The organism is Streptomyces sp. Ncost-T10-10d, from assembly GCF_900091955.1.
GTDB lineage: Bacteria > Actinomycetota > Actinomycetes > Streptomycetales > Streptomycetaceae > Streptomyces.
Genome location: NZ_FMDF01000078.1, coordinates 26,805 through 50,993 on the forward strand (window position 1 = coordinate 26,805; position 24,189 = coordinate 50,993).

The 24,189-nt window shown below is 68.3% G+C and carries 20 protein-coding genes and 4 pseudogenes; 15 read left to right on the forward strand and 9 right to left on the reverse strand.

The features are described from left to right. Nucleotides 1-55 precede the first annotated feature (55 nt). The 8 genes and pseudogenes from GA0115254_RS47490 (at nucleotide 56) to GA0115254_RS12005 (ending at nucleotide 9,606) form a co-directional block, all read left to right on the forward strand. Nucleotides 56-802, forward strand: coding sequence for an ATP-binding protein (locus tag GA0115254_RS47490; RefSeq protein WP_370740857.1), 747 nt, complete (start codon nucleotides 56-58; stop codon nucleotides 800-802). Further along, on the forward strand, nucleotides 741-1,019 hold the full coding sequence (locus GA0115254_RS44345) for a hypothetical protein (protein ID WP_093895262.1): 279 nt from the start codon (nucleotides 741-743) through the stop codon (nucleotides 1,017-1,019). Before GA0115254_RS47490 ends, GA0115254_RS44345 begins: the two co-directional genes overlap by 62 nt. Beyond that, nucleotides 1,016-1,543 carry a SixA phosphatase family protein gene (locus tag GA0115254_RS11970; RefSeq protein WP_093895263.1) on the forward strand — a complete coding sequence of 176 codons (528 nt, stop codon included), beginning with the start codon at nucleotides 1,016-1,018 and terminating at the stop codon, nucleotides 1,541-1,543. The genes GA0115254_RS44345 and GA0115254_RS11970 overlap by 4 nt, the downstream gene beginning before the upstream one ends. 1,329 nt (nucleotides 1,544-2,872) lie before the next feature. Then, on the forward strand, nucleotides 2,873-5,131 hold the full coding sequence (locus GA0115254_RS11985) for an ATP-binding protein (RefSeq protein ID WP_093895264.1): 2,259 nt from the start codon (nucleotides 2,873-2,875) through the stop codon (nucleotides 5,129-5,131). A gap of 915 nt (nucleotides 5,132-6,046) precedes the next feature. After that, the gene (locus GA0115254_RS11990) at nucleotides 6,047-7,156 is read left to right on the forward strand and encodes a radical SAM protein (protein WP_093895265.1); all 1,110 of its coding nucleotides are present in this window, start codon (nucleotides 6,047-6,049) and stop codon (nucleotides 7,154-7,156) included. A 190-nt stretch (nucleotides 7,157-7,346) separates the two neighbouring features. Beyond that, nucleotides 7,347-8,306: an alpha/beta hydrolase gene (locus tag GA0115254_RS11995; protein ID WP_256102515.1), complete on the forward strand. Its 960-nt coding sequence runs from the start codon at nucleotides 7,347-7,349 to the stop codon at nucleotides 8,304-8,306. Between the two features lie 123 nt (nucleotides 8,307-8,429). After that, a pseudogene (locus GA0115254_RS12000) lies at nucleotides 8,430-9,206 on the forward strand (cbb3-type cytochrome c oxidase subunit I); the annotation flags it as partial. 46 nt (nucleotides 9,207-9,252) lie between these two features. After that, entirely contained in the window at nucleotides 9,253-9,606 is a 354-nt protein-coding gene (locus GA0115254_RS12005) for a hypothetical protein (RefSeq protein ID WP_093895267.1), read from the forward strand. Nucleotides 9,607-9,622: 16 nt separating this feature from the next. Here GA0115254_RS12005 and GA0115254_RS12010 read toward each other — a convergent pair whose 3' ends face one another. Continuing rightward, entirely contained in the window at nucleotides 9,623-10,165 is a 543-nt protein-coding gene (locus GA0115254_RS12010; protein ID WP_093895268.1) for a MarR family winged helix-turn-helix transcriptional regulator, read from the reverse strand. A gap of 110 nt (nucleotides 10,166-10,275) precedes the next feature. Between GA0115254_RS12010 and GA0115254_RS44350 the strand changes: the two genes are divergently transcribed. Next, complete coding sequence (locus GA0115254_RS44350) at nucleotides 10,276-10,434, forward strand: hypothetical protein (RefSeq protein ID WP_176740077.1); 159 nt, start codon at nucleotides 10,276-10,278, stop codon at nucleotides 10,432-10,434. A 30-nt stretch (nucleotides 10,435-10,464) separates the two neighbouring features. On the opposite strand, the gene GA0115254_RS12015 is transcribed toward GA0115254_RS44350, so the two are convergent. The 3 genes from GA0115254_RS12015 to GA0115254_RS12025 form a co-directional block, all read right to left on the reverse strand. Further along, nucleotides 10,465-11,058: an Imm21 family immunity protein gene (locus GA0115254_RS12015; RefSeq protein WP_093895269.1), complete on the reverse strand. Its 594-nt coding sequence runs from the start codon at nucleotides 11,056-11,058 to the stop codon at nucleotides 10,465-10,467. Between the two features lie 33 nt (nucleotides 11,059-11,091). Beyond that, complete coding sequence (locus GA0115254_RS12020) at nucleotides 11,092-12,096, reverse strand: helix-turn-helix transcriptional regulator (RefSeq protein ID WP_093895270.1); 1,005 nt, start codon at nucleotides 12,094-12,096, stop codon at nucleotides 11,092-11,094. Between the two features lie 115 nt (nucleotides 12,097-12,211). Beyond that, complete coding sequence (locus GA0115254_RS12025) at nucleotides 12,212-14,038, reverse strand: S8 family serine peptidase (RefSeq protein WP_093895282.1); 1,827 nt, start codon at nucleotides 14,036-14,038, stop codon at nucleotides 12,212-12,214. A gap of 499 nt (nucleotides 14,039-14,537) precedes the next feature. Between GA0115254_RS12025 and GA0115254_RS12030 the strand changes: the two genes are divergently transcribed. Genes GA0115254_RS12030 through GA0115254_RS12040 form a run of 3 tightly spaced genes read left to right on the forward strand, consistent with a single transcriptional unit; the run spans nucleotide 14,538 to nucleotide 16,702 of the window. Continuing rightward, a complete protein-coding gene (locus GA0115254_RS12030) occupies nucleotides 14,538-15,110 on the forward strand; it encodes a TetR/AcrR family transcriptional regulator (protein ID WP_093895283.1) in 573 nt (190 codons plus the stop codon). Between the two features lie 56 nt (nucleotides 15,111-15,166). After that, the gene (locus GA0115254_RS12035; protein ID WP_093895271.1) at nucleotides 15,167-16,348 is read left to right on the forward strand and encodes a GDSL-type esterase/lipase family protein; all 1,182 of its coding nucleotides are present in this window, start codon (nucleotides 15,167-15,169) and stop codon (nucleotides 16,346-16,348) included. Nucleotides 16,349-16,405: 57 nt separating this feature from the next. After that, nucleotides 16,406-16,702 (forward strand): hypothetical protein, encoded by a 297-nt coding sequence (locus GA0115254_RS12040; protein ID WP_218105529.1) that lies wholly within the window; start codon nucleotides 16,406-16,408, stop codon nucleotides 16,700-16,702. Nucleotides 16,703-16,739: 37 nt separating this feature from the next. Here GA0115254_RS12040 and map read toward each other — a convergent pair whose 3' ends face one another. The 3 genes from map to GA0115254_RS12055 form a co-directional block, all read right to left on the reverse strand. Continuing rightward, on the reverse strand, nucleotides 16,740-17,522 hold the full coding sequence (gene map, locus GA0115254_RS12045) for a type I methionyl aminopeptidase (RefSeq protein ID WP_093895272.1): 783 nt from the start codon (nucleotides 17,520-17,522) through the stop codon (nucleotides 16,740-16,742). Nucleotides 17,523-17,549: 27 nt separating this feature from the next. After that, nucleotides 17,550-17,852, reverse strand: a complete 303-nt coding sequence (locus tag GA0115254_RS43795; RefSeq protein ID WP_141720798.1) for a hypothetical protein — start codon at nucleotides 17,850-17,852, stop codon at nucleotides 17,550-17,552. Nucleotides 17,853-18,512: 660 nt separating this feature from the next. Beyond that, nucleotides 18,513-19,301, reverse strand: coding sequence for a calcium-binding protein (locus GA0115254_RS12055; protein WP_093895274.1), 789 nt, complete (start codon nucleotides 19,299-19,301; stop codon nucleotides 18,513-18,515). 457 nt (nucleotides 19,302-19,758) lie between these two features. On the opposite strand from GA0115254_RS12055, the pseudogene GA0115254_RS12060 reads away from it, so the two are divergent. After that, nucleotides 19,759-20,529, forward strand: a pseudogene (locus GA0115254_RS12060) (Tn3 family transposase); the annotation flags it as partial. Nucleotides 20,530-20,594: 65 nt separating this feature from the next. Here the strand turns inward: GA0115254_RS12060 and GA0115254_RS12065 are convergent. Then, nucleotides 20,595-21,380: an HD domain-containing protein gene (locus tag GA0115254_RS12065; protein WP_093895275.1), complete on the reverse strand. Its 786-nt coding sequence runs from the start codon at nucleotides 21,378-21,380 to the stop codon at nucleotides 20,595-20,597. A 789-nt stretch (nucleotides 21,381-22,169) separates the two neighbouring features. Here GA0115254_RS12065 and GA0115254_RS12070 point away from each other — a divergent pair. Then, nucleotides 22,170-23,161 (forward strand): annotated as a pseudogene (locus tag GA0115254_RS12070) (GlxA family transcriptional regulator). 135 nt (nucleotides 23,162-23,296) lie between these two features. Further along, nucleotides 23,297-23,935 (forward strand): HD domain-containing protein, encoded by a 639-nt coding sequence (locus tag GA0115254_RS12075; RefSeq protein ID WP_093895276.1) that lies wholly within the window; start codon nucleotides 23,297-23,299, stop codon nucleotides 23,933-23,935. Nucleotides 23,936-24,046: 111 nt separating this feature from the next. Here GA0115254_RS12075 and GA0115254_RS47495 read toward each other — a convergent pair. After that, nucleotides 24,047-24,139 (reverse strand): annotated as a pseudogene (locus GA0115254_RS47495) (helicase); the annotation flags it as partial. Nucleotides 24,140-24,189: the final 50 nt, after the last annotated feature.

Below are 24,189 nucleotides of genomic sequence, written 5' to 3' on the forward strand. Positions count from 1 at the left end.
CTGTACGCCCTCCAGCGGCTGACCGAGATGCTGAATCGGGCGACCACCATGGAGCATGTCGTGGGGGCGGCCGAGTTCTGTGTCGTGGCATCGCTGGACGCCCGGGCGCTGGTACTGGCCTCGGCGGCCGAGGGCCGGCTGTGGGTACTGGGCCACAGCGGCGACTCCTCGTCCCTGGTGCGCGAACTGCACGGCACGGCCCTGTACACCGACACCTCCGCCGCACGGGCGCTGCGGGGACGGGCGCTGTTCTTCCCCGGCGCGTCCCCCGTTCCGGCCGGACCGCGCGAAGGCACCCCGCGGCTTCGTGCAGGAGCGCCTGTCCGACTGGGGGCTGGCACACATGTCGACCGACCTCGTCCTCATCACCTCGGAACTCGTGACCAACGCGCTCATCCACGCAGGCAGCGACGTGGACGTGCGGCTGCGGGTGTCCGGGGACCGTGTCCGCCTAGAGGTGCGGGACTTCGGCAGCGACCCGCCCGTGCCCACCGCCTACTCGCCCACCGACGAGGGAAGCACGCAGGCCGAAAACGGCCGCGGCGAGTTTCTCCTCAGCTCCGGTGAGGCCGACCTTGAGGCCCTCGACCTTGCCGAGCCGGCCCTCGTGTTCCGCCTCGGCGATGCGGGCGATCAGGTTGTCGCGGATGTCGGCGAGCCGTGCCCGTTGGCCGGAAAGGGTCGAAGGAGTGAGCATCTGACACAGGCGTGCTCATGGACACAAGGAGACCCAAAGGCGCGTGCGCAGGTACCGATGGACACTGCGGCACCGGCGGCAACTGGTGGCCGACTGGGCGCATGAGCCGTCCAGGCCGATCCCAGCCGTCCTGCTGCGACAGGCTCATGCCGCGCTCGCCGACAATCTCGGCGTCCCCGCCGTGCTGGATATACTGCGCAGCGTGGAGAGGGACGCAGGCGTGACGGCCGGTGCCAAGTTCGAGACGTTCGCCCATTTCGACCGCGTCCTCGGGCTGGACCTCGCGCGCGAGATCGGCCACCAGCACCAGGTGACACCATGACCTCGGGCGGCTGCCGACGCCTGGTCGTGATGCGGCACGCCAAATCCGCCTGGCCCGACGAGGTGGCCGACCACGAGCGGCCTCTCGCCCCGCGCGGCCGTCGTGACGCCCCGGCGGCCGGCCGCTGGCTGCGCGAGGCCGACTGCGTTCCCGACCTCGTCGTGTGCTCCACCGCCGGCCGTACCCGCCAGACATGGGACCTCGTCTCGGACGAGCTCGACGCCACCACGCCGGTGACCTACGACGCACGCCTCTACCAGGCCGGCGCCAGGGAGTTGCTCGGCGTCGTACGGGACATCCCGGCGCATGTACGGACGCTGATACTGGTCGGGCACAACCCCGGCGTGCAGGGCCTGGTCCTGATGCTCGCTGGTGAGGCGGACGGCTACGCCCCGGAGCAGGCGCGTACGAAGTTCCCGACGTCCGCGATCGCCGTGCTGTGCCTGCCCGGTCCCTGGTCGGACCTGGAACCGGGTGCCGCCCGGCTGACCGAGATGGTCGTGCCCCGCGGCGCGAAGCCATGATGGGGCGATGCCGACGCCCACAGGTGCGTACGCCGCCGGCTGCTGGGGCTGCGCCGGGAGCAGGCGCTGACGACCCAGCACGTACGGCTGATGGCGCAGTCCCCTCAGGTGGCTGAGCGCACGGTATGACGATGGCCGGCCACCGCCGAGCACGACGAAGCCGCAGCCGCCGAGCCCGGACGGCGGGCCCAGACCTGTGACCGGTTTACCGTCACCCCCGAGGTACGCCACCTGCTGGCGTTGTGGAAACGGAACGTGGCCGCGGTCCACCATGAACCGACCGCCCGCGCCGCCCGGTAGTCCCCGCTCGCGGCGCCGCCGTTGCTGCCCACCCTGCACCGGTCATGTGTCCTCGTCGCCGAGGGCCTGTTCACCCACGAGGGCCGCGGTGACCGCGCGGATGCCTCTGTGGGCAGACACTCGTGCCACGGACAAGCCGGGACAGCGGAGCGAGCTGCCGGGCAACAGGACCGCGATGTCGGGGCGTGTATGCCGTCCCACTGTTCAGGGATCATTGCTGGGTGCGGCGCTTCAGGTAGATGAAGGTGAACACGGCAACCCCCGGTGGCGACGGCGACGAACTGCTTGCGCTGCATCTCCCGTAGGTCGTGCAGGTACTGCTGAAGGCTCTTGCCTTCGGCGGCCGCGGACTGGCGCACGTCTTCCATCTCCTTGTCCGTGAAGGTCACACTTGGACCGACCGGCAAATGGGGGGCGGCGTCGCGGGGCTGGGCACGCGCATCTGCCGCGTTGTCGTCAATCACCATGGCTCCTTCCCCCAGCTCTCGGCTGCGCTCGAGCAGGGGAGACCCCATCTGTCTCAATCCTCCGCCTTGCAGCTGCACGCACCCAGCCCCGCTCCTTCTCCCACCCCCCATTTGCCGGTCGGTCTTAGCGTCGTACCGCACCCCTTCTACGACGCCTTCGTCGCTGCGCAGTAGATGAACCAGTCCGGTGGGGCGATCGACCCGCCGGACCGTGTCCGCCCTGGTCCGCAAGGTCCGCGTCGGACACGTTTCCGTCCACACCGCCGCTGACCTCTGGACCGCCCGCGTCCCGTACGCGTGATGGCTTCGCCCGCCGCCGCTCCCACCACGAGCTGACGGCGTCGGCATCGCCATGTACGCCTGAGGGACCCGATCGCAGACACCTTCCCGAGCCACCCGGCGCGGGGCTGCACCGCTCCTCGCGCGGGCCGCCGGGGCGGCAAGGATCGTCGCCATGCGGGCCATATCACGAACGGTTGATCCAGAACTGCTACCTTGACGCCATTCCGAAGTGGTGGTGGCTCTCGGACAGTGAGCCAGCGTGTTTCCTGGCTGGGTGGGGATGGACAAGAGGAAATTCGGTCGGCTGCTGCGGGAGGCGCGGCAGCGCTCGCTGCTGACTCTGGAAGGTCTTGCCGAGGCGTCCGGAGTGAGCGTCCGGGCCATCAGCGACATGGAGCGCGGGCACAGCCTGCCGCGTCAGACCACGTTGAGCGAGTTGATGGACGCGCTCGAACTGGATGAGGACGAGCGGCGCCGACTGGTGCAGATATCCACGTGGCGTGCACAGGACGTCCCGGTTCCTCAGCAATTGCCACCCGATCTTCTGGTGTTCCGCGGGCATGAGGAAGCACTGACAGCCGCCCGAGGGGCTACCGGCCAGGGCACGGCACAAGGCGGGCATGTCGTCATCTCCGCGATCCGCGGCATGGCCGGGGTGGGTAAGACCACCCTGGCAGTGCACTGGGCACATCAGATGGCGGACCGCTTCCCGGACGGTCAGCTGTATGTGAACCTGCGCGGGTTCGAGCCCTCGGGACAGCCCCTGGATCCCGGCGAGGCACTCGGAGGATTCCTCAGGGCGCTGGGTGTGCCCAGCAGCGGTATGCCCTCCAGCACAGAGGGGCGCAGTGCTCTGTTCAGAGAACAGACCGCGTCCCGGCGGCTGATTGCCGTCCTGGACAATGCGCGGGACTCGGAGCAGGTCAGGCCGCTGCTGCCCGACTCCGCGGGATGCTTGACCATCGTCACGTCACGTGATCAGCTGTCCGGCCTGGTGGCGGTGGAGGGCGCCTCGACGATCAGGCTGGGTGTGTGGACGCCCCAGGAAGCGCTGGCCGCGCTGGAGGCCCGGATCGGCGAGGAGCGGTGCCAAGCGGAACCCGAGGCCGCTGCCGAACTGGTCGAGCTGTGCGGGTACCTGCCACTGGCGGTCGCCGTGGTCGGCGCGCAACTGAGTGCGGAGCCGAAGATGGCGCTGCGTCTGGGAGTTCGGGAACTGCGGCAGGCGTGGCCTCGGCTGGACGCCCTCGCAACAGATGACCAGCGAGTCGATGTCCGCGCCGTCTTCTCCTGGTCGTACCGGGCGCTCACCGACGGGACCGCGCGGTTCTTCCGGTACCTGTCCATGCACCCCGGGCCGACGGTGTCCGCCGAAGCCGCCGCATCGCTGGCCGGCGTGGAGATGCCCGCTGCGCGACGCCACCTGCGTGAACTGACCACGGCCAGCCTGCTGTCACGGGACGCCGACGGCCGCTACGTCCTGCACGACCTGGTCCGCGCCTACGGCACCGAACTCTTCGAGCAGGAACACGACGACCGTCTCGGCACCCAGGCACGACTGCTCGACTACCTGCGCCACAACGCGCACAACGCGAATCGATTCGTCACACACCTGGAGCCCGAACCGACCACCTCCCGTCTCGAAGGTGTCGTGGAGGTCGCGCTCGACAACCGCGACGACGCACTCGGCTGGTTCCGCCAGGAGGAGTCCACCGTCGGGGCCGCTGCGCGCGCCATGGACGATCCACAACTGCGCCGCCACCTTGTGAACCTCACACTGGAATCGATCGGCTACAACCTGGCCGTGGGCCGGTGGGCCGAGGAGATCGCAGTCGCGCGCATCGGCCTCGATGCTGCCCTTGCGCTCGACGATCTGATTGCCACCGTGCACATTCGCTCGATCCTGGCCCGTGCCCTGCTCGAATCGGGCACCGTGGACGAGGTCAACGCGCTGATCGACCTGATACTCGTACAAATTCACCGGCTGCCGCTGATGGCCCAGGACCGCACGGAGCGGGAGATCGGCTACTACCGTATTCGTCAGGGCCGCTTCGCTGAGGCCCTGGGGCACGCCCGGAGGGCCCTGACGATCAACCACGAGCTGTCCCGGCAGGACGGGATCGCGAGCGCCCTCAGTAACGTGGGCTGGGTACTCGCCCAGCTCGGCGAGTACGAGGAAGCCATCGCCACGTGTGAGGAGGCGATCCCCCTTCTCCGGGAGGTCGGGGACCGGCGTTTCGAGGCGGGGGCCTGGCAGGGAATCGGCTACGCCCAGCAGGGCCTGGGCGATCTCGAAGGCTCCATCATCAGCTACGAGAAGTCGCTGAACCTCTTCGAAGAACTCCTCGACAGTTTCAGCCAGGTGGGGGTGCTGGATCACCTTGCGACGGTGCAGCTGGAACGGGGACGCGCAGCTCAAGCACGGGCAAGCTGGCTGCGAGCAGCGGAGGTGCTGGACACCCTCCGCAGCGCACGAGCCGCGGAGATGCGGGCCAAGGCGGAGGCCCTGCCAGAGCCGAGGAACCGGCCGATCAACTGACTCGGCATTCTGTGTGCGGTAGGGCTGCGCAGTCGTGCCCGGACCGGGCGACGGGAGGCTTTCCCGTTCTGCGGGGAGCCGTAGCAGGCAGGCGTCTTGCCACCGGGGTCGGATCAGTCCCCGCTGTGACGTCAGGCGGGTGGCAGTACCTGACGGCCGCGATACGTTTCGCAGTGTCGGCGGGCTACTCGTCGGTTCGACGAGCTGATCACCGCGCTGCGGCGCGAGGGCACAAACCGGTGCGCAAGGGCCGGCGGTGGAGCCCCCGGATTATTCGCTGGACCGAGATTTCTTTCGTGGTAAAGTACCGCCATGCTTATCGAGGTTGACAGACCGTAGCCGCCGGGCGTCGAAAGACGCTATCGGCCTGTGCCACTGACTCCGGTCCGCAATGGCCAGGATGTGGATTACGCGCACGGTTACACACTTCCGCGCTTGGAAGTGCATACCCAGGCACACCTATGGCCGGCGCGCCTCACATTTCTTTTTGCCACCTGCTGGAATATCCCGAATCAGCCTCCCCTCGTGGCGCGTTCACAGCATGCACTGACTCCTTCAGCTACGTAGAAATTTTTTTCAAGCCGTGATTCCTCCGGTCCGGGTCCGGACCGGCATGGCTGACGTCGTTCGAGGAATGCAATGTGCAGTCCGCCCTGTGCGATTCCGTCCTGTGCGGTTCCGCCCTGTGTTCCCGTCGCCATGCGTCGGACGGCGCCCATTCCTTTCGAGGACTGTCTCTCGTCAGCAATGCCTGGTCCACCGAGAGAGAGATCACGTGGAAGATTGTGAGCATCACCTCATGACGAACCAGCACCATGCCAACAAATCGAGTGACCGGGCTCGACGGTCCCGCGTCGCACTCGCCAACCCTCCCCCGGTACCCGGCTCGCGCGCATCCGGGAGCATCTCGAATCGATGGGCGCACCCGATTTCCGCTACCGGCAGTTCGTGAACGCCCTTCGCCGCGCGGAAGCCGAGACCTTCGACACCGTTCGCGAGTTGCCCGCCGAACTCAGGGCAGGACTCACCGAGAAGTTCGGGCCGCGCATACTTCCCATCGTTCCGGTCGCCCGCCAGTCGGAGGACCAGGTCGAAAAGGTCGTCTTCGAGTCGGATCCGGGAATCCGTTTCGAGACCGTTCTCTCCCGCTACAGGGCCGGATGGACTTCTCTCTGTATCTCGTCACAGGCCGGATGCGGACTGGGCTGCACTTTCTGCGCCACGGCCGCCGTCGGCCTCGCCAGGAACCTGACGGCCGACGAGATCTACGCGCAGGTGATACATCCGCATTGGCGGCTTCCGGACAAATCCCTGCCGGAGAGCGTGGCGTTCATGGGCATGGGTGAGGCACTGGCCAACCCGCATGTGTTCGATGCACTGTGCCTGCTTTCGGGAACCGGTTACGGGGAACTGTCGCAACGCCGTATCACCGTTTCCACTGTGGGCTTCGCGCCCAATCTGTCCAGGCTCACCAAGGAATACCCACAGGTCACGATCACGCTGTCCGTGCATTCACCGTTCACGGACGAACGTGCGCAACTGATTCCGCTGGAGAAGAGATTCCCCCTCGCAGAGAACCTGGCGATTCTGGACGAGCACGCGGGCACGGCACGTCGCAAGATCTACCTCGCGTATCTGCTGATCGCCGGCGTCAACGACACCGAAGACCACTTGCATCAGCTTGCCCGACTCGTGGCGTCGCGATCCAGGCCGGAACTTTTCCACGTGAGCGTGATCCGGTACAACCAGGCCCTGGGAGCACATCCCGCCTACCAGGCGCCCTCGAAGACACATGTCAGTCAGTTCGTCGCAGGTTTGCGTGAACGTGGCATCCACGCCACCAGACGACGCCAGCTCGGCTCGTCCATCGATGCCGCCTGCGGCCAACTGCACGCCCGTTACACCGCCTCCGCCCCTCCCGGCGGCTCCCTCACCGTTCTTCCGCCGATGCGTCCCGCTGAGGACCGTCTGCTGCAGATCGGACGGCCGGCCCGGTCGGAGTCCCGTCGGACGGCAACCGGCTGAAGCACGGAACGGGGCATCGGTACGACGACCGGAGGCGTGCGCTTCCGTCCCGGCGTCGACCGTCCGCACATGCACAGCACAAAGGCGGTCGGTGGCCAATGCCCCGCCCCGGCACCCGTGATACCCACCCCGCAGTCCTGGAGGACGTATGAACAACCATCGTGACCGAGGTCAGCACACGGTCCCGCCCGTGCCCTTCGACCCGGAACTGAACCCCACCCTGGAGAAACTGGGACCCCCGCACGAGAGCGCGCCCACGTCGGCCGACCAGATTCCCCGATGGCGCACGCACCTCGCGAAGGCGGACCCGACACTCGACGAGCTGCGCGACCGGGGCAGGTTCGAAATCCACGAACGACTGGTGCCCGGCCCGGCCGGGGCGCCGGACGTGTCACTGCTCGTCGCACGGCCCGCCGGATTGTACGAAGGCGCACCGGTCATTTACCACATGCACGGCAGAGGCATGATCAGCGGAACCAGCCGGACCGGGATGGAGACGATACTGCGGGAGTGGGCCGAACCCCTCGAACTCGTCGTCGTCTCCGTCGACTACCGACTGGCCCCGGAGTTCCCGTACCCGGCCTCGATCGAGGACTGTTACGCCGGGCTGGTGTGGATCTCCCGCCATGCCGCCGACCTCGGCGGGGATCCGCAGCGCATCGTCATCGTGGGTGGTAGTGCCGGCGGGGGTCTTACCGCCGCACTCGCGCTGATGGCGCGGGACCGTCAAGGCCCCTCGCTCATAGGTCAGCTGATGATGTGTCCGATGCTCGACGACCGTAACGACAGCCTTTCCGCCCACCAGATGGCGGGCCGCGGAGTATGGGATCGGCACGCCAACGATCTGGGCTGGGCCTCTCTCCTCGGTGAGGCCCGGGGGAGCGCAGACATCTCCGTGTACGCCGCTGCGGCCCGTGCGGCGGACCTCTCGGGGCTGCCCCCCGCCTATGTCGACGTCGGTGCCGCGGAGACCTTCCGCGACGAGAACGTCCTGTACGCGACGCGTATCTGGGAAGCGGCTGGTGACGCCGAGCTGCACGTCTGGGCCGGCGGATTCCACGGCTTCGATCAACTGGCACCTCACACCAACGTCGCGAGGGATGCCCGTCACGCCCGGTTCCGCTGGCTGTGCCGCCTTCTGAACCGCTGAACGCACGGTACGGGCGAGCCGCACGGGCCCGTCCGTATGCGCCCCGGGGGACCGGTCCGGACCGGATCGGTCCCCCGGTGGATCGGTCCTTCCCTTGTGTGGGTGCAGACGTGGGCCTGGCCGGTGTGGGCGCACCACATGTACGCCACCGGCGGCGTGCTGCTGCCCTTCTTCTCGTTCATGATGATGCTGATCGCGGTCCCCACCGGGGTGAAGTTCTTCAACTGGATCGGAACCATGTGGAAGGGCTCGCTGTCTTTCGAGACCCCGATGCTGTGGTCCCTGGGCTTCATGGTCACCTTCCTTTTCGGCGGCCTGACCGGTGTGATCCTGGCCTCGCCTCCTCTCGACTTCCACGTCACGGACTCGTACTTCGTGGTCGCGCACTTCCACTACGTGGTTTTCGGCACCGTGGTGTTCGCGATGTTCGCCGGATTCCACTTCTGGTGGCCCAAATTCACCGGCAAGATGCTCGACGAGGACCTCGGAAAGATAACCTTCTGGACGCTGTTCATCGGCTTCCACAGCACCTTCCTCGTCCAGCACTGGCTGGGCGCCGAGGGCATGCCGCGCCGGTACGCCGACTACCTCGCGGCCGACGGCTTCACCGCTCTGAACACCGTCTCGACCATCGGCTCGTTCCTGCTCGGCCTGTCGATCCTGCCGTTCTTCTACAACATCTGGAAAACCGCCAGGTACGGCAAACCGGTCGGCGTCGACGACCCATGGGGCTGGGGCCGTTCCCTCGAGCGGGCGACCTCCTGCCCGCCGCCACGGCACAACTTCACAGCAATGCCGCGGATCCGCAGCGAGTCGCCCGCCTTCGACCTCCACCACCCCGGCATCGCCGTCCGTGAGGAAGCCGAGTACAAGCAGACGGCCACCGGCGGCCGGGGCTGATCCAGGCCCTTGTCCGCCCGCTCCATCACACGCTCAGGAGTCGTCCATGGACGCCAATGACGAAGCAGCCCTCGGGCTGCACCAAATCGAGGGATTCCTCCACTGGGAGGCCAACCGCCACGAGGCACAGTGCAGGGCCCGGGACTTCGCCTGGGAGCTGCCCGGACTCACCCACGACCAGCGCCTCATGGTCGAGGAGGCCTACGCCCACAAGGAGATGGAGAACGCGCGCCAGGGCACCCAGCACATCGCGGAACGTATCGGCCAGGTCGAGGCTCAGTACACGGCGCGCCACCGCCGCTTCGTCCGGGACACGGCCGTCGCCATGGGGGTCATCACGATGGCGCTGATCGGCCTCTGCATCGCGGTGATCCTGGGGACGGCGGCCGGTACTGCCTGATGTCGTCCGTCTGCGGTCAGAGGGTGTCCTGCTCGAGGGAGACCAGAAGCTTGCGCAGGGCGTCCGCGATCGCGGCGCGTTCACGTGGTCCCAGGACGGACAGGACGTCTTGTTCCAGGCCGAAGTGGCGTCTCACCGTGCGGTCGAAACTCGCCCGCCCCTCCTCCGTCAGACCCACCAGGATGCTTCTGCCGTCGACGGGAGAGGGGCCGCGCTCGATCCACCCCTCCCGCTCCAGTCGGTTGAGCCGTCCGGTCAAGCCGGCCGAGGACACCACAAGCGCTCGGCGCAACTGACCTGGCGTCAGGGCATAGGGGGGACCGCTGCGGCGCAGCGCCTGAAGCAGATCGAAGTCGCCGACATTCGCAATGGGCATCCCTGCCGAACGGCGCAGCCGGGTCGCGAACAACTCTTCCAGAAGCCGGGCCGCGCGCAGCAGGCGTCCCACCACCTCGCTGGACGACACGTCGAGCTCGGGCCACTCGCTCCGCCATTCGGCCAGCATCGCGTCCACGCTATCGCCGTCGCTCACGGCCTTGTTCACGTCGTCCTCGCTCATCTTGGGACCAGGATATCGGCACGGTGACCGAGGACGGCCCGGCGCTGGGGCCAGTACGGTCGCCCTGTCAGCGTCGCGAAGGGACCAGCGCGAGGGCGAGCTGCGCGCGGATGTGGGACGCCGCCGCCGGCCGCACCTTCTTCGTCACCACGATCGATTTCCGGCCCACTCTCGAACGCCAGCGAGACGATGCAGCCGCCAAGGGACAGGTGGTACGCGAGCAGATCTTCGACGGACTCCTCAGCCGACTCGACGGCGAAGCCTCTTGATGTCCTGCTCCCGGTGATGGGGCCACGCCATCAGCTCTGTGACCAGGGCAGAAGTTGAACCAGACCCACCGAGGTTGACTCGTTTGCCGAGGTGTGGACGGCGCGGACGGCCCAGCGGCCGGGCGGTATCGGGACGGGCGCCTGCTCCGGCGGTCCGCCGCCGCTGGGGTACTCGACGTCCAGCTCGTTCCCGGCGATGACAGAGTCCATGAGCATGGCCGGCCCGTCCGTCTCCCAGATACCGCACTCCTCCCACTCGGCCGTGGGGTCGGTGAGGACGGCCCTGGCTGCGGCGATCAGATCGGCCTCCGAGCCGGCTCCGAGCCAACGGACGAAGACTTGGTGTTCCGGCAGATAGCAGGTGGTGGCGGGTTCGTCCGCCAGGACAAGCCCTTGCGGGCCGTTTCCACCGACAGCAATCACTCCCGCCAGACCGTCCACCTCGCAGGCGCGGTCGTAGTCGTCCGGGGCGTCCCCGTCGCCGATGACCAGCCCCGACTCCGTGCAACCACGCCATCCGTCCAATCCGGAAACCGGTACGGCGATCAGAGGGCCGCCCATCGACTCGACCCAGGTGAGGGAATGCTCGGACGAACTGGCTGAGGTGGATGAGGAAGCCTTCATGGCGCCAGTGTCTCCCCGCCCACCGACAACGCTTCACAGCCATCCGCGACGTGCCGCCTGCCAGGCGAGTTGCATGCGGGTCGTCGCGCCGGCGTGCTCCATCATGCTCTGGATACGGCGCTGGACGGTCCGTCGGCTCAGCCCCATCTGCGAGGCGATCGCGTTGTCGGCGACTCCCGCCACCAGCAGGGACAGCAGCTTGTGGTCGGTGGGGGAGAGGGAGCCGGCCCCGCCGACGCCGTCGGTGCCCGAGACCGCGCCGGCGTCGTCGACGTGCAGGGGGACGGCGTCCTCCCAGTAGCGCTCGAACAGGGCGATCAGGGCGGCCAGCAGATTGCTGTCCCTGACCAGCGCGGTGGTGGGTTCCTCCGGGCTGCCGTGGGGTCCGCCGGCCACGAGCGGGAAAATGGCGACGGAACGGTCCGCGATCGCCAGGCGCAGCGGCAAGTGCGGTACGGCGCGGGCGACCTCGCCGGCCCGGACGCCCGCAACGACGTTGTCCACGGCACCCTCGTCGTCGAAGAACGCCTTCTCGTACAGCACCCGGTACCGGACGCCCCGGGTCAGTGCCTGGTACTCCTCGGCGTTGCTGCCCGACGGCATGGCCACGTACTGGGCCTTGCAGAACCACAGCATCTCGTCCTGCGCGCTGGTCTGGATCTGCCGGAGGTGCTGGCGCAGGGCTTCGGCCCCGGTGATGACCTCCAGCAACTGGCCGGCGTCGTGCCGGCGCATCGTCTCCCGGTAGGACTCGACCAGACGAGTGGCCTCGGTCCGGGCCAGGTCCAGTGCGTCGGCGCTGCGCCTCAGCCGGGGCAGCAGCGCCACGTCCGGGGGAACCGCCCGGAACACCCGGGGGGTCGCGTCCGTATGGCTGGCGAGGCCCTTGGACGTCAGTGACGTCAGGATCCGCTCGGCCTCCGGCTCCGTCAGACCGGCCCGCCGGCCGAGGTCCGCCGTCGTGGCGCGGCCGGACGTCACGAGCAGCCCATAGACGGACTCCTCCTCGGGAGAGACTCCCGCGGCCTCCAGCGCCACGAATGTCCCTCCTCGGCCCCTGGGATTCCATGATTGAACTTGGTGGTTGAATACCGTACTACACCAGGGGGAGGAGCCGGGGGCGTACGGCGAGCCGTACGCCCCCGGCGGGGCGCTACGGGTGCAGGGCGTAGGCGCGCTGCACGGTCTGCCGGACCGAGTTGCCGGCCGCGTCACGAGCCGTGACGCGGAGGGTCACCCAGGAGCCGGGTCGGCTCCGCGACGGCCCCTCGATCCGGGCCCGGAAGGCGTTGTGACCGCGGTCGGTCACCTCCGCCCGGCGCCAGGTGCGACCGTCGTCGTAGGAGGCCTCGACGCGGACCGTCACCCCGCGTGGAACGGACAGCCCGTCCTGGAGGCGGACCCGGACACCGATGGTGTGTGCACGCCCGGCGTGTATCGCGTTGCGCGCGTCGACCGGTACGTCGTAGTCGAGCTGGAGCAGCGACAACGGCGTGGCGGTGTCCGTCCGGCCCGACGGGAAGGACCAGGAGGTGCTGGTGGCGACGCCCGACTTCCAGTCCTGCGCATTCCGCGAGGTCGCCAGATCCAGCCGGTACCGGGCCCGGTCGGCGGGAACCTCCACGTCCGACCAGGCGCCGTCCATCTCCTCGATCTTCTGGCCGTCGCGATACAGGACAGCGCCCGTGGCGTCACCGACCGGGTCCGCGGCGGACGTGCCGACACCGCCGCCGTCGCCGGCCACGGCCCGCGACCAGTGCCCGGCCTGCGAGTCCGAGTCGGCCAGCCGGTCCTCGGAGTCGACGGCGCCGACGGTCAGCGCGGCGTCCGCGGCACCGGGGCTGCTGATGGCATCCGGGCCGCCGTTGCCGGCCGCGACGACGAACAGCGCGCCGGTCTCGTGGCTGAGCGTGTCGACCGCCTGGCTCATCGGGTCGGTGGCGTCGCCGCCACCGCCCAGGCTCATGCTGATGATCCTGGCCCGCTGGTCCCGGGCGGCCCACTCCATGCCCGCGATGATCCAGGACTCCTGGCCCCTGCCGTCGGAGTCCAGCACCTTGCCGATGGCCGGCCGGGCACCGGAGGCGACGCCCCGCTCCTTGCCGCCCGAGGCGCCGCCGGTGCCGGCGATGGTCGAGGCGACGTGGGTGCCGTGACCGTTGTAGTCGGCGGTGTCCTCCTCGTGGGGGACGAAGCTGGCGCCGGTGTCGACCTGGCCGGTCAGGTCCGGGTGCTCGGCGTCCACGCCGCTGTCGAGCACCGCGACCGTCACGCCCTTGCCGGAGTTCCCCTCCGCCCAGACCTGCTGCGCGCCGATCTGAGCGGTCGAGTCGGCCAGGTCGGCCTTCACCTTGCTGTCGAGCCAGACCTTGGCGATGCCTCCGGCGAAGGCAGGCTTCGCCGTCCGGGCCGCCGCGCCGGGACCGCCGGTGAGCGCGGACCAGAACACCGGGGCCTGCTTACGGCTCTGCGCGAGGGCGGCACCCTGGATGACGTCCAGCCGACGGACGACGCTCGAACCGGCCACCTTCGGCCGGGCCCGGGACCTGGTGGCGGCGTCGGTGTAGCTCACGATGAGCGGCAACCGGGAGGCGCGCGCGTCGTCGTAACCGTCGGCTATGAGCCGAGTCACGTTGAACAGTTGCTTGTCCAGCTTCCCGGCACCGACGTACGGCAGGACGGCGTCGGGATACACGTACGTCGCCCCGTCGATGACGGCACGGTGGAAGCCCGCACCGGCTCCGTTCGCGGCTTCGAAGGACCGGACGACGGTGCCGTCGGCGGCGGTGCCGATCGTGACCTTGTCACCGGTGATCAGGGTGACGGTGTGTGTGCCGCTGTTGCCGGGTGACTGCTGTGCGGATGCGGCAGGCACGCGGGTGACCGGGTTCGCGGACACAGCGGCGGTGGCCGGTACGACTCCGAGTACCAGCGCGGCGACCGCGCCGAGCGCGATCAACCTGGGTCTGGGAACGGTCATTTCGGGCAAGGAGGGCCTCCGGGGGAACCAGGAACGGGAGTTGACCTGGATCATGGAGGGGCCCTCGGCCTCCCGCAATGGATTCCCTCTGGCGCGGCTGCGTCATGGCACAACTGCGCTACCGCCGGGGCGGAGGCGGGACATGGCAGGGGATCGGGCCGCCGGTGGAGCGGGCAGTCGTCGGTCCGCCCTTCCTGATGATCGGCTTCATCCGGGCCGGTGATGGGCCGCACGCTGCCGGGTGTGGCCTGCTGGGCCCGCAGGACCCGGGCGGGGTCCGGGCCGCCCGTCAGGCGGGAGGCAACGCAGCCGCTCCCCTTCACCCCGACCTACAACGCCGACAAGGTCGCAGTCCACTCGTTCAGCCAGAGCCTGCGCGTCCAGCTTGCTCAGCCAGGCGCTTCATAATGGACATGCTAGTTTGCCTAATCTATTTAGGTAAGTGCATAATCGTCGATGTCAGGGATGAGAAGTGATTAGGAGGATGGACATGGCACGGGTGGGACGGGTAGGACTGACCACGGAGCGCCTGGTCCGGGCGGGGGCAGAGCTGGCCGACGAGGTCGGCTTCGAGCAGGCGACCCCTGCGGAGCTGGCCCGGCGGTTCGGTGTCAAGACCGCGAGCCTGTACTCGCACGTCAAGAACGCCCACGATCTCAAGACCAAGATCGCTCTGCTCGCCCTGGAGGAACTTGCCGACCAGGTCTCCACCGCGGTGGCCGGACGGGCCGGCAAAGACGCGCTGACCGCTTTCGCGAACGTCTACCGCGACTACGCCCTCAAGCACCCGGGGCGCTTCGCCGCAGCCCAGTTCCGGCTCGACCCGCAGACGGCGGCCGCCAGCGCCGGAGTCCGGCACGCCCGGATGACGCGGGCGATCCTGCGCGGATACAACCTGGCCGAACCGCACCAGACACACGCGGTGCGGCTGCTGGGCAGCGTCTTCAGCGGTTACGTCGGCCTGGAGACCGCGGGCGGCTTCAGCCACAGCACCCCCGACTCGCAGGAGAGCTGGACCGAGATCCTCAACGCGCTCGACGCCCTGCTGCGCACCTGGCCCACCACCTCCTGACCAACCCTTCCGGCCGCCCCCGACAACCGACCCTCCCGATCGAAGAGACCGACGAGATGAACACCGAGCACCACTGGACCACCCCCATCACCGCCGGCCTGCTGCGCGGCGCCCTCGACCTGGAGCGCACCGAACGCGGCGTACTGCCCCACCGGTTGCCCGCGCGCGCCCGGCAGCAGATCCCCGACGGCCAGCTGGCCATGGCGGAGTCACAGCCCTCCGGAGTGCGGCTGGCCTTCCGCACCCGGGCCACCGCCGTCGAGCTGGACGTCGTGGCCACCAAGCGGGTCTACGTCGGAGCGCCGCCGCGTCCCGACGGGGTGTACGAGCTCCTCGTCGACGGGCGGCTCGCGGGCCGGGCCAGCGCGACCGAGGGCGACACGATCACCATCGACCTCACCTCCGGGGCCGCGCAAAACCGTCCCGGGCCGGTGGAGACCCTGCGCTTCACCGACCTGCCGGACAAGGAGAAGGACGTCGAGATCTGGCTGCCGCACGACGAGACCACCCTGTTGGCCGCCCTGCGCACCAACGCCCCCGTCCACACACCACTGCCCAGCGGCCGCAAGGTCTGGCTGCACCACGGCAGTTCGATCAGCCACGGCTCCAATGCCACCACCCCGACCGGTACCTGGCCCGCCCTGGCCGCAGCTCTGGGCAAGGTGGAGCTGGTCAACATGGGATTCGGCGGCAGCGCCCTGCTCGACCCGTTCACCGCCCGCACCATGCGCGACACCCCCGCCGACCTGATCAGCATCAAGATCGGCATCAACCTCGTCAACACCGACCTGATGCGGCTGCGCGCGTTCGGCCCGGCCGTCCACGGTTTCCTCGACACCATCCGCGACGGCCACCCCACCACCCCCCTGCTGGTCGTCTCGCCCATCTACTGCGCCATCCACGAGAACACGCCCGGACCCAGCGCCCCGGACCTCAGCGCGATGAGCGAGGGGCGGCTGCGGTTCGTGGCCACCGGCGACCCCGCGCAGACAGCTGCCGGGAAGCTGACCCTCACCGTGATCCGCGACGAGCTGGCCCGCATCGTCCAGCAGCGAGCCGCCACCGACCCGAACCTGCACTACCTCCACGGCCTCGACCTCTACGGCGAGGCCGACCACGCCGAACTGCCCCTGCCCGACGATCTGCACCCGGACCCGGCCACCCACCAGCGCATCGGCGAACGCTTCGCCCACCATGCCTTCGGCGAAGGCGGCGCTTTTGCCGCGGGGAACCACTGACCGCCGACCTTCGAGAGGCTTCATGGCCGTAGCCGTGGCCGAGTTTCACGTCCCGAAGTGTGTGCCCCCATTCGTCAAACAGCCGCGCAGGCTCTCCTGGGCGCCGACGGCACGGCCTCCCTGGCCCTGGCGATGTTCCCCGGCGGCAGTTACCCGGCCCTGCTGCCGGGCGTCGTCCTGCACAGCCTCGGCCAGGGCATCGCCTGGACCACGATGCTCGTCGCGGCGACCAGCGGTGTCGACGCCCGCCACCAGGGCATCGCCTCCGCCATGGCCTCCACCACCCAGCAGATCGGCTCCGCCGTCGGCGGTGCGGAGCGGCTCGGACTGGATCACCAATGGATGGTTGCTTGAAGATCGCCGGGTGTCAGCGGGTCTGCGGGGGCGTTCCTCATGGCTGCGCTTGCTTCGGCAAGGTGAGGATTTCGGCTCCGTCGTCGGTGATGGCGATCGTGTGCTCACTGTGTGCTGTCCGGCAGCCTGTCGCACTTCGGAGCGTCCACCCGTCGGCATCAGTGACCAGTTCAGCGGTGTCCGCCATGACCCACGGCTCCAGTGCCAGTAGCAGCCCGGGGCGCAGTTTGTATCCACGGCCAGGCCGTCCATTGTTCGCAACGTGTGGGTCCTGGTGCATCGTTGATCCGATGCCATGCCCTCCGAACTCGGTGTTGATCGGGTACCCCGCCTCGCTGAGGACTGTGCCGATGGCATGGGAGATGTCGCCGATGCGGGCCCCGGGCCCGGCAGCGGCGATTCCTGCGGCCAGCGCGCGTTCGGTCGCACTGATCATCGCGACGCTCTCCGGGGGTTGTGCGTCGCCCACGATGAAGCTGATGGCAGCGTCTGCAGCGACTCCGCCTTTGGAGACGGCGAGGTCGAGTGTCAGCAGATCGCCGTCGGCAAGCGTGTAGTCGTACGGCCGTCCGTGGAGCACGGCGTCGTTGACGGCCGTGCAGATGTAGTGGCCGAACGGGCCGCGTCCGAAGGAGGGCGCATAGTCGACGTAGCAGGACGACGCCCCCGCCTCGACGATCAATTTCTCGGCCCACCGGTCGATGTCCAGAAGGTTCGTGCCGATCGTGCTACGGCTCTTCAGCGTCTGCAGGATGTCACCGACCAGGGCGCCGGTGGTTTTTGCCCGGACCAGCAGGGTGGGGTTGAGGATCTCGATCATGCGGCGCCCTTCTCACGCAACCAATAACTATACCGGCCTTACTATACCGGTATTAGAATTGTGGTTGGTCCGTGCCGCCGCCCGCCAAGCGATCCGCGTCGGCATCGGCTCCCCCACCACCGAGTCCCGCAGGAACAGCGGTGCCGAGCCGGCCATGCTCAGGTAGCCGTTCACACTCCGCGTGAGGGCGAGGCCGTAGCCGTCGGGGGTGTCCCAACCCGTGAGCGTACGGGCAGCCCCTCCGTCCCTCGTCGCCCAGCCCCACTCGCGCCACACCCCCGTCACCAGGTCGAAATACCGGTCGCGGGTGTCCGGCGTGGTTCCCAGCACCCAGTACCGGATGTCGAAGGTCGCCCAGCCGTCATCGGGATGGTTCAGGTCCTCGGACAGGACAACCCCCGCGGTGCAGGCCCGCGTGGGGCAGGTCCGGATGCCGTTCGGCCACCCATCAGCACAAGCACCGTTCCAGTACTGAACAACCTCCGACGCGCTTGGGGCGCACACATCTGCTGACGTGCGGACGGGTCGGGCCCATGAACATGTGTCAGGCAGGTACTGGGGACGCGTGGGCTGTGGGTCGGTTCGGGTGGTCAGCGGTTGACGGGGGTTGATACTGGTGGGCTCGCGTATTCAACTGTCACCAATTCACCATGAGACCCACCTATTAATGACCGAGTGTGGTCGCCGGAGGCATGCTGGTTCCGGGCTCCACCGAACTCGGGTGCGAAGCGGGATGTGAGGTCGTGGTGCGGTGGCAGACAGGGGTGACGACGGAGGCGGATGTCCCAGGGCCTGCGTTCGGATACTGCGGTGCGGCTGGCAGGCTTGGGGGGACACCGAGATCGTCGATCAACTTGGAGAGCGCGAAGGGATGCAGCGGCCGACCGGCCCGCCGGCCGGGAAACAGCCAGGGCTCAAGAAGGCCCAGACCGAAGGGTCGCCGGCCTGGGCCTTCCGCGCTTGCTGGAGGGTAGATGACCCTCCCGAGGGTTACCTCACGTCGACGTAGTCTGCCGCGGAGGCGACCGCCGGGGTGGTAGACGTGCCTGCGAAGGAGTAACGGAAGTAGCCGTCCGCCGTGGCCGTCGTCGTCGTCCTCAGGTTGCCCTTACTGTCCGTCGTGACGGTCTTGAGGGTCTTGTAGGTGCTGGTGCCCTTTTTCTTGAACTGGAGCTTAACCGGCTGCTTGGCGTAACCCCCGTACTTGTAGGTCTCCCAGTTGGCGCGGGTCAGGGCGCCCGTGACGGTGATCGTCTTGTTCTTCTTCACCGGTTCCGGCGAGGCGTTGACCGTCAGCCTGGAGTTGCGCAGGACCTTCGCCTTCGCGGCGGAATCCTTGGTGATGTAGTCACCGTCGTTGGCCAGGGCATGGGCTCTCACGGTCCAGGTCCCGGCCGTGGTGTTGTCGTGGGGGTGGATGCGCGGATTCATTTTCAGCGTGTAGGTGCAGGTGGTCGTGGTGAAGCTCTGGCGCACGCACTTGCCCGCGATGTTGTCGGGCACCACGAGACCGTAGGAGTCGCCGTTCGGGAGGGCCGTGTGCCACATGACCGGGAAGGTCCTTCCGACCTCGATGCCCGAGTCGTCCGTGGCGGTCACCGCGATGGTGAACGTCTTCACGTCCGTGGTCCCCAGGACGATGTCCTTCCCTCCGTTGACGACCACCTTCGTGATCTTGATGTCGCCCGAGAAGTCATCCGCCTGGGCGGCCGCCGGAATCGTGAGCGCGGACAGGGCGAGGGCCCCGACGAAGCCTGCCACGGTGGTGCGGTGATGCATGAAGGCGTATCCCCCATGTTCCAGCGCCTCAGGAGCATTCCGAGGCGGAGCTGACAATGCCCACCCGGTACGCGGGTGGCACGGATATGACCATCAGGTCGCAGGAATGGTTGCCCATCGATCACACGCCTGCCAGGACGAGCGCGGGGCTCACGCCATCTTCGGGCCCCAAAGTGTTCCAGCCTCGGTTTACTGGTGGGCTCGCGTATTCAACTGTCAGTTCCCCGAGGCGTCCAGCCTGGTGGTGACCGCCAGTGGTCACCGGAGGCGTATCGGCTCCAGGTACCTCCGGCTTCGGAGGCCAACTTGGCTGTGGTAAGCCGGTGGTAGCTCAGATCCTCCGCGACGACCGGGGCGGGCATCTCCAACACGTGCTGCCGGATCGCGGCGGTGCGGCCGGCGGTGGTGGGGATGCCGATGTCGTTGAGCAGGGCCGCAAGGACATCGGGATGGAGCGGCGCAGGCCGTCTACGACGACGGCGGCCGGCTGCACTTCGCCGCCCTGGAGCCGGAGCCCGAACCTGCCTCCCTGCTCGACCTGCGCGCCGCGGTGGGCGCGATGCTGCCGCGGGTGGACCTGCCGGAGGTGCTGCTGGAGGTGTTCTCCTGGACCGGCGCCGACCGGGCGTTCACCTCCGTCACCGGCGGCGATCCCCGCCTTCGGGACCTGCACGTGACGATCGCCGCGCTGCTGGTCGCCCACGGCTGCAACGTCGGCTACACCCCGGTCCTCGGTGGCGCCGACGCGCTGAAGTACGGGAGGTTGTCCCACGTCGACCAGACGTACCTGCGGCTGGCGACGTACCGGGCGGCGAACGCTGCCCTCATCGCGCACCAGGCGTCCATCCCGCTCGCACAGGCGTGGGGTGGCGGGCTCGTGGCCTCGGTGAACGGCATGCGGTTCGTCGTCCCGGTCCCCAGCGTGTACGCGCGGCCCAACCCCCGGTACTTCGGCGCCTCGACCCGGGGCGGCGGGCGCCGCTCCGGCGCCACCTGGCTCAACATGATCAACGACCAGGCCGCCGGGCTCGGCGGGAAGGTCGTGGCCGGCACCCCGCGCGACTCCCTCTACGTCCTCGACGTCCTCTACGTCCTCTTCGACCGCGACGGCGGCCGCCGCCCGGAGATGATCGTCACCGACACCGCCAGCTACCCCGACACCGTCTTCGGCGTGCTCACCCTCGCCGAGAGAGTGTCGGGGAACCCATCGTTGGAACTTCCGGATGAAGATGCATCAACTTTGGTCCTTTCTCTCTGACAGTCACCGCCGGTAGTTGGTCCTGCTACAGGGTCCTAGAACGCGGGGTTGATGCCCGTATGATTTGGATTCTGTAGGTGGGCCACGTAGAGATTGTTGGGCCAGCTCGCGACCGGAGCTTTCTCTGGCACTTGCAGCGCCTGCTGTACCACCGCATTAGCCAAGGTCCGTTCGATGTCCGCGCGTGGCCACGCGCGCTCCAGCTCTTTTCGAACCTCAGCAGCATCTGGCAGGATGTCTTTCCCGAAGTCCATCAACACGCCAAGTCGGATAACTCGAGTCAGACCGCCACGCGCTTCGGCGATGTGAGGTGAGGTGTGCAGAGCAATGGCGTCCCATACTTCCTGCAACTGCACTCCTGACAGCTCAGTCTGAGCTTTCAGGAGTGCAGTTGCCGCATTGGCGCCGGCCACCTCGAATCGTTGTGGCGAGCTTTGTCCGGCGGCGGTTCCGACATCGTGAAGGAGTGCGGCGGCCCAGATGATTTCCTCAGGTATATCGATTTGCTCCCGTTCGGCAATGAGTTGCGAAAGAGAGCCGACCCGCACGGAGTGGTGCAGGACGGGCGTTGAAACCCGGGCCGAGACGAAATCATGCGCTGGTAGGCAGGCGGAGGTCTTGTCGACTGTGTGCCGTTCCTTGACTCGGGTGGTGAAGTTGACGGGGTCGATGTGAGCGGTCTCGACTTCGGGGTTGATCTGCTTCAGCCGAGCAAGGAAGAACCCCGGAGCAGCGGTCGGTGACGCCCTTGCGGCGCACGTCGTGGGCGTCTGGAACTGACCGTCGTACAGCTCGGCTACCTCGGCCGTGCCGGGCAGCATCTAACGGTGCCCAAGGACGCCAACCGGCGAGCGCGCCGGGCTGCCGTCGACGGCGCACCGGGTGCCCAGGGTGTTCCCACCGCGCACCGCCAGGACGACGAGCACTCGTACCGCCAGCATCCATACGAGCTCGGCCGGGGTCACGGCGCACCACACTGAGCGCACCCGCACCGGCCGGGGCGATCTCGGGCGCCTCGGCAGTCCCGCTCCTGCGGGGACGGTTCCACCCGGCCGCCGGGGAAGCAGGGCTGAGGCGCAGCAAGCTCACCCACAGGCACACCACTCTCACGGCCTTCTTCTATGCCTTGGGAAGCGCCAAGGATCCCCGAACGCGATCAACGAGGACCTGCAGCAGCGGAACCAGGAGCTGGAAGAACGGCTCAAGAAGGTCCGCGCGGAGGGGGCACGCTGAAGGAGCAGACGAAGCAGTCCGCCAGGCTGGTCCATGTCCTGGAAGTGGAGAACCACCAGCTGAGGGAGTCGGCAGACAGTAATGGCGTCGTGCGTGTTCTGCCTCAGCGCCGATGACCGGACTCCCGGCTCGAACAGACGGCTGAGCACATCCAGTCCGTACGCGATGGTGCACGACGGATCCGTACGCCGACGGGGCGAAGACGAAGTCCTCGCCACCGCAGTCCTTGATCGCCTTTCTGTCTGCATCTGTGGGACATTGGTGCTGCCGCGCATGGGGCGGCCCGGCAGCCGCCGCCGGCGATGGAAGGCGATCGGATACCGCGGCCCGACCTCCCGAAACAGGGACGGTGGTACGGCAGCGAAAGGCGAGCAGTCATGGAACCCAGGCGGCACATCGTGTTCGTCGTGTTCGACGGCATCAAGATGCTCGATGTGGCGGGCCCGGCGGAGGTGTTCGCCGAGGCCAACCTGTTCGGCGCCCACTACTCGCTCAGCTATGCCTCGCCGTCCGGAGAACCGGTCATCACCTCCGTGGGCCTGCGCCTACCCGTCGACAAGGCGGCGGCCGACGTGACCGAGGCGGACACGGTCGTCGTCTCGGGGGCGACGCCCTGGTCACCCGAGCCGTCCCTGCCGATCTGACCCAGGCGATCCGCATGCTGCACCCCCGCGCCCGGCGGCTGGTGTCGATCTGCACCGGATCGTTCGCCCTCGCCGGCGCCGGCGTTCTGGACGGGCGGCGTGCCACCACCCACTGGCGGCACGCCCAGCTGCTCGCCCGCGCCCACCCCGATGTCCAGGTGCAGCCCGACGCCCTGTTCGTCGAGGACGGCGGCATCGTCACCTCGGCAGGCGTTTCGGCCGGCATCGACCTGGCCCTGGCGCTGGTGGAGCAGGACCACGGTGGCGACCTGGCGCGCAACGTTGCCCGCAGCCTCGTGGTGTTCATGCAACGCCCCGGGGGACAGTCCCAGTTCTCGGCACCCCTGGAGGTACGCCCTCCCCGTACACAGGCCCTGCGCTCTGTGGTCGACCTGGTCGCAGCGCAGCCCGGGCTCCCGCATACCGTCGGCTCACTGGCCGCCCTGATCGACGTCAGCCCACGCCACCTGGCGCGGATGTTCACCGCCGAGATGGACACCACTCCGGCGAAGTTTGTCGAGCAGGTCCGTCTCGACCATGCGAAAGCGCTGCTCGATTCGGGCTGTGGGGTGGCTGAGGCAGCGCGAGCCGCCGGATTCGGGAGCTCGGAGACGATGCGTCGCACCTTCGTGGCCCGCCTGGGTGTCTCGCCGAGCGGCTACCGGGCCCGGTTCGCCACCGCCCAGCGCGGCGGCAAAGATGGTGTGGCAGCCCGGGCCCGCTGAACCCTCGCACGGCCGGGGTCCGGATCTGGCCGGGGTCCGGATCTGTGGGATACCCGGCAGTTTGGGCGGTGGGCCGGACAGCGATCGGGAGGAACGCTGAATTCAGTTCACTCCACACCCGAGCAAGGAGCGCTCATGTCGGAGAACATCGCGGGGATCGTCATTCCCGACACCCAGCTGGTCCGCGAGGCCACCGACCTCGTCCGTGGCGTTGCCGACGAGACGATCTTCAACCACTCGCGTCGCGTCTATCTATGGGGATCGCTGAAGGCGGCCGCGCGCGGGCTCGAGGTCGATCCCGAACTCGCCTATGTGGGCGGCCTCTTCCACGACCTCGGCCTCACCCCGACCTACGCCACCAAGGACCGGCGCTTCGAACTCGACGGCGCCGAGGCCGCCCGCACCTTCCTGCTCGACCACGGCCGCACCGAGCAGGACGCCCGCAACGTCTGGCTGGCCATTGCGCTGCACACCACCCCCGAGGTGCCGCTCCAGTTGCCGCCGGACGTCGCCGTGGTGACCCTCGGCGTCGAGACCGACGTCCTCGGCCTCGACCTCGCCGAGATCACCGAACAGCAGCGAGCCGAGGTCGTGGCCGCGCACCCGCGCCCAGACTTCAAGAACCGCATCCTGAAGGCCTTCTACGAGGGCATGGCCGACCGCCCCGACACCACCTTCGGAACCATGAACGACGACGTGCTGGCCCACTTCGACGCCTCGTTTCGCCGGAAGGACTTCGTCGAGATCATCCGGAACAACCCGTGGCCGGAGTGAGGCCGCCACGGCGGCTCACCAGCAGCTGGCGAAAGAGCCGGACCGGTCCAACCGCACTGTCACCGGTCGGCCGGAGATGCCCCGGACCGTGAGGGCCCAGGGGTCCGCGAGCTATGCCCATTCGACTCCCAGCTCGGCCAGGGCGGCGAGCTGATCGGCGGTGAGCTTGTCACGTCTCGCGCGGGTGTTCGAAATCCGCACTCCACATGCCATGTTTCACCGGGACGCGGCCGCCGGCGGCGCAACTGCGTGGC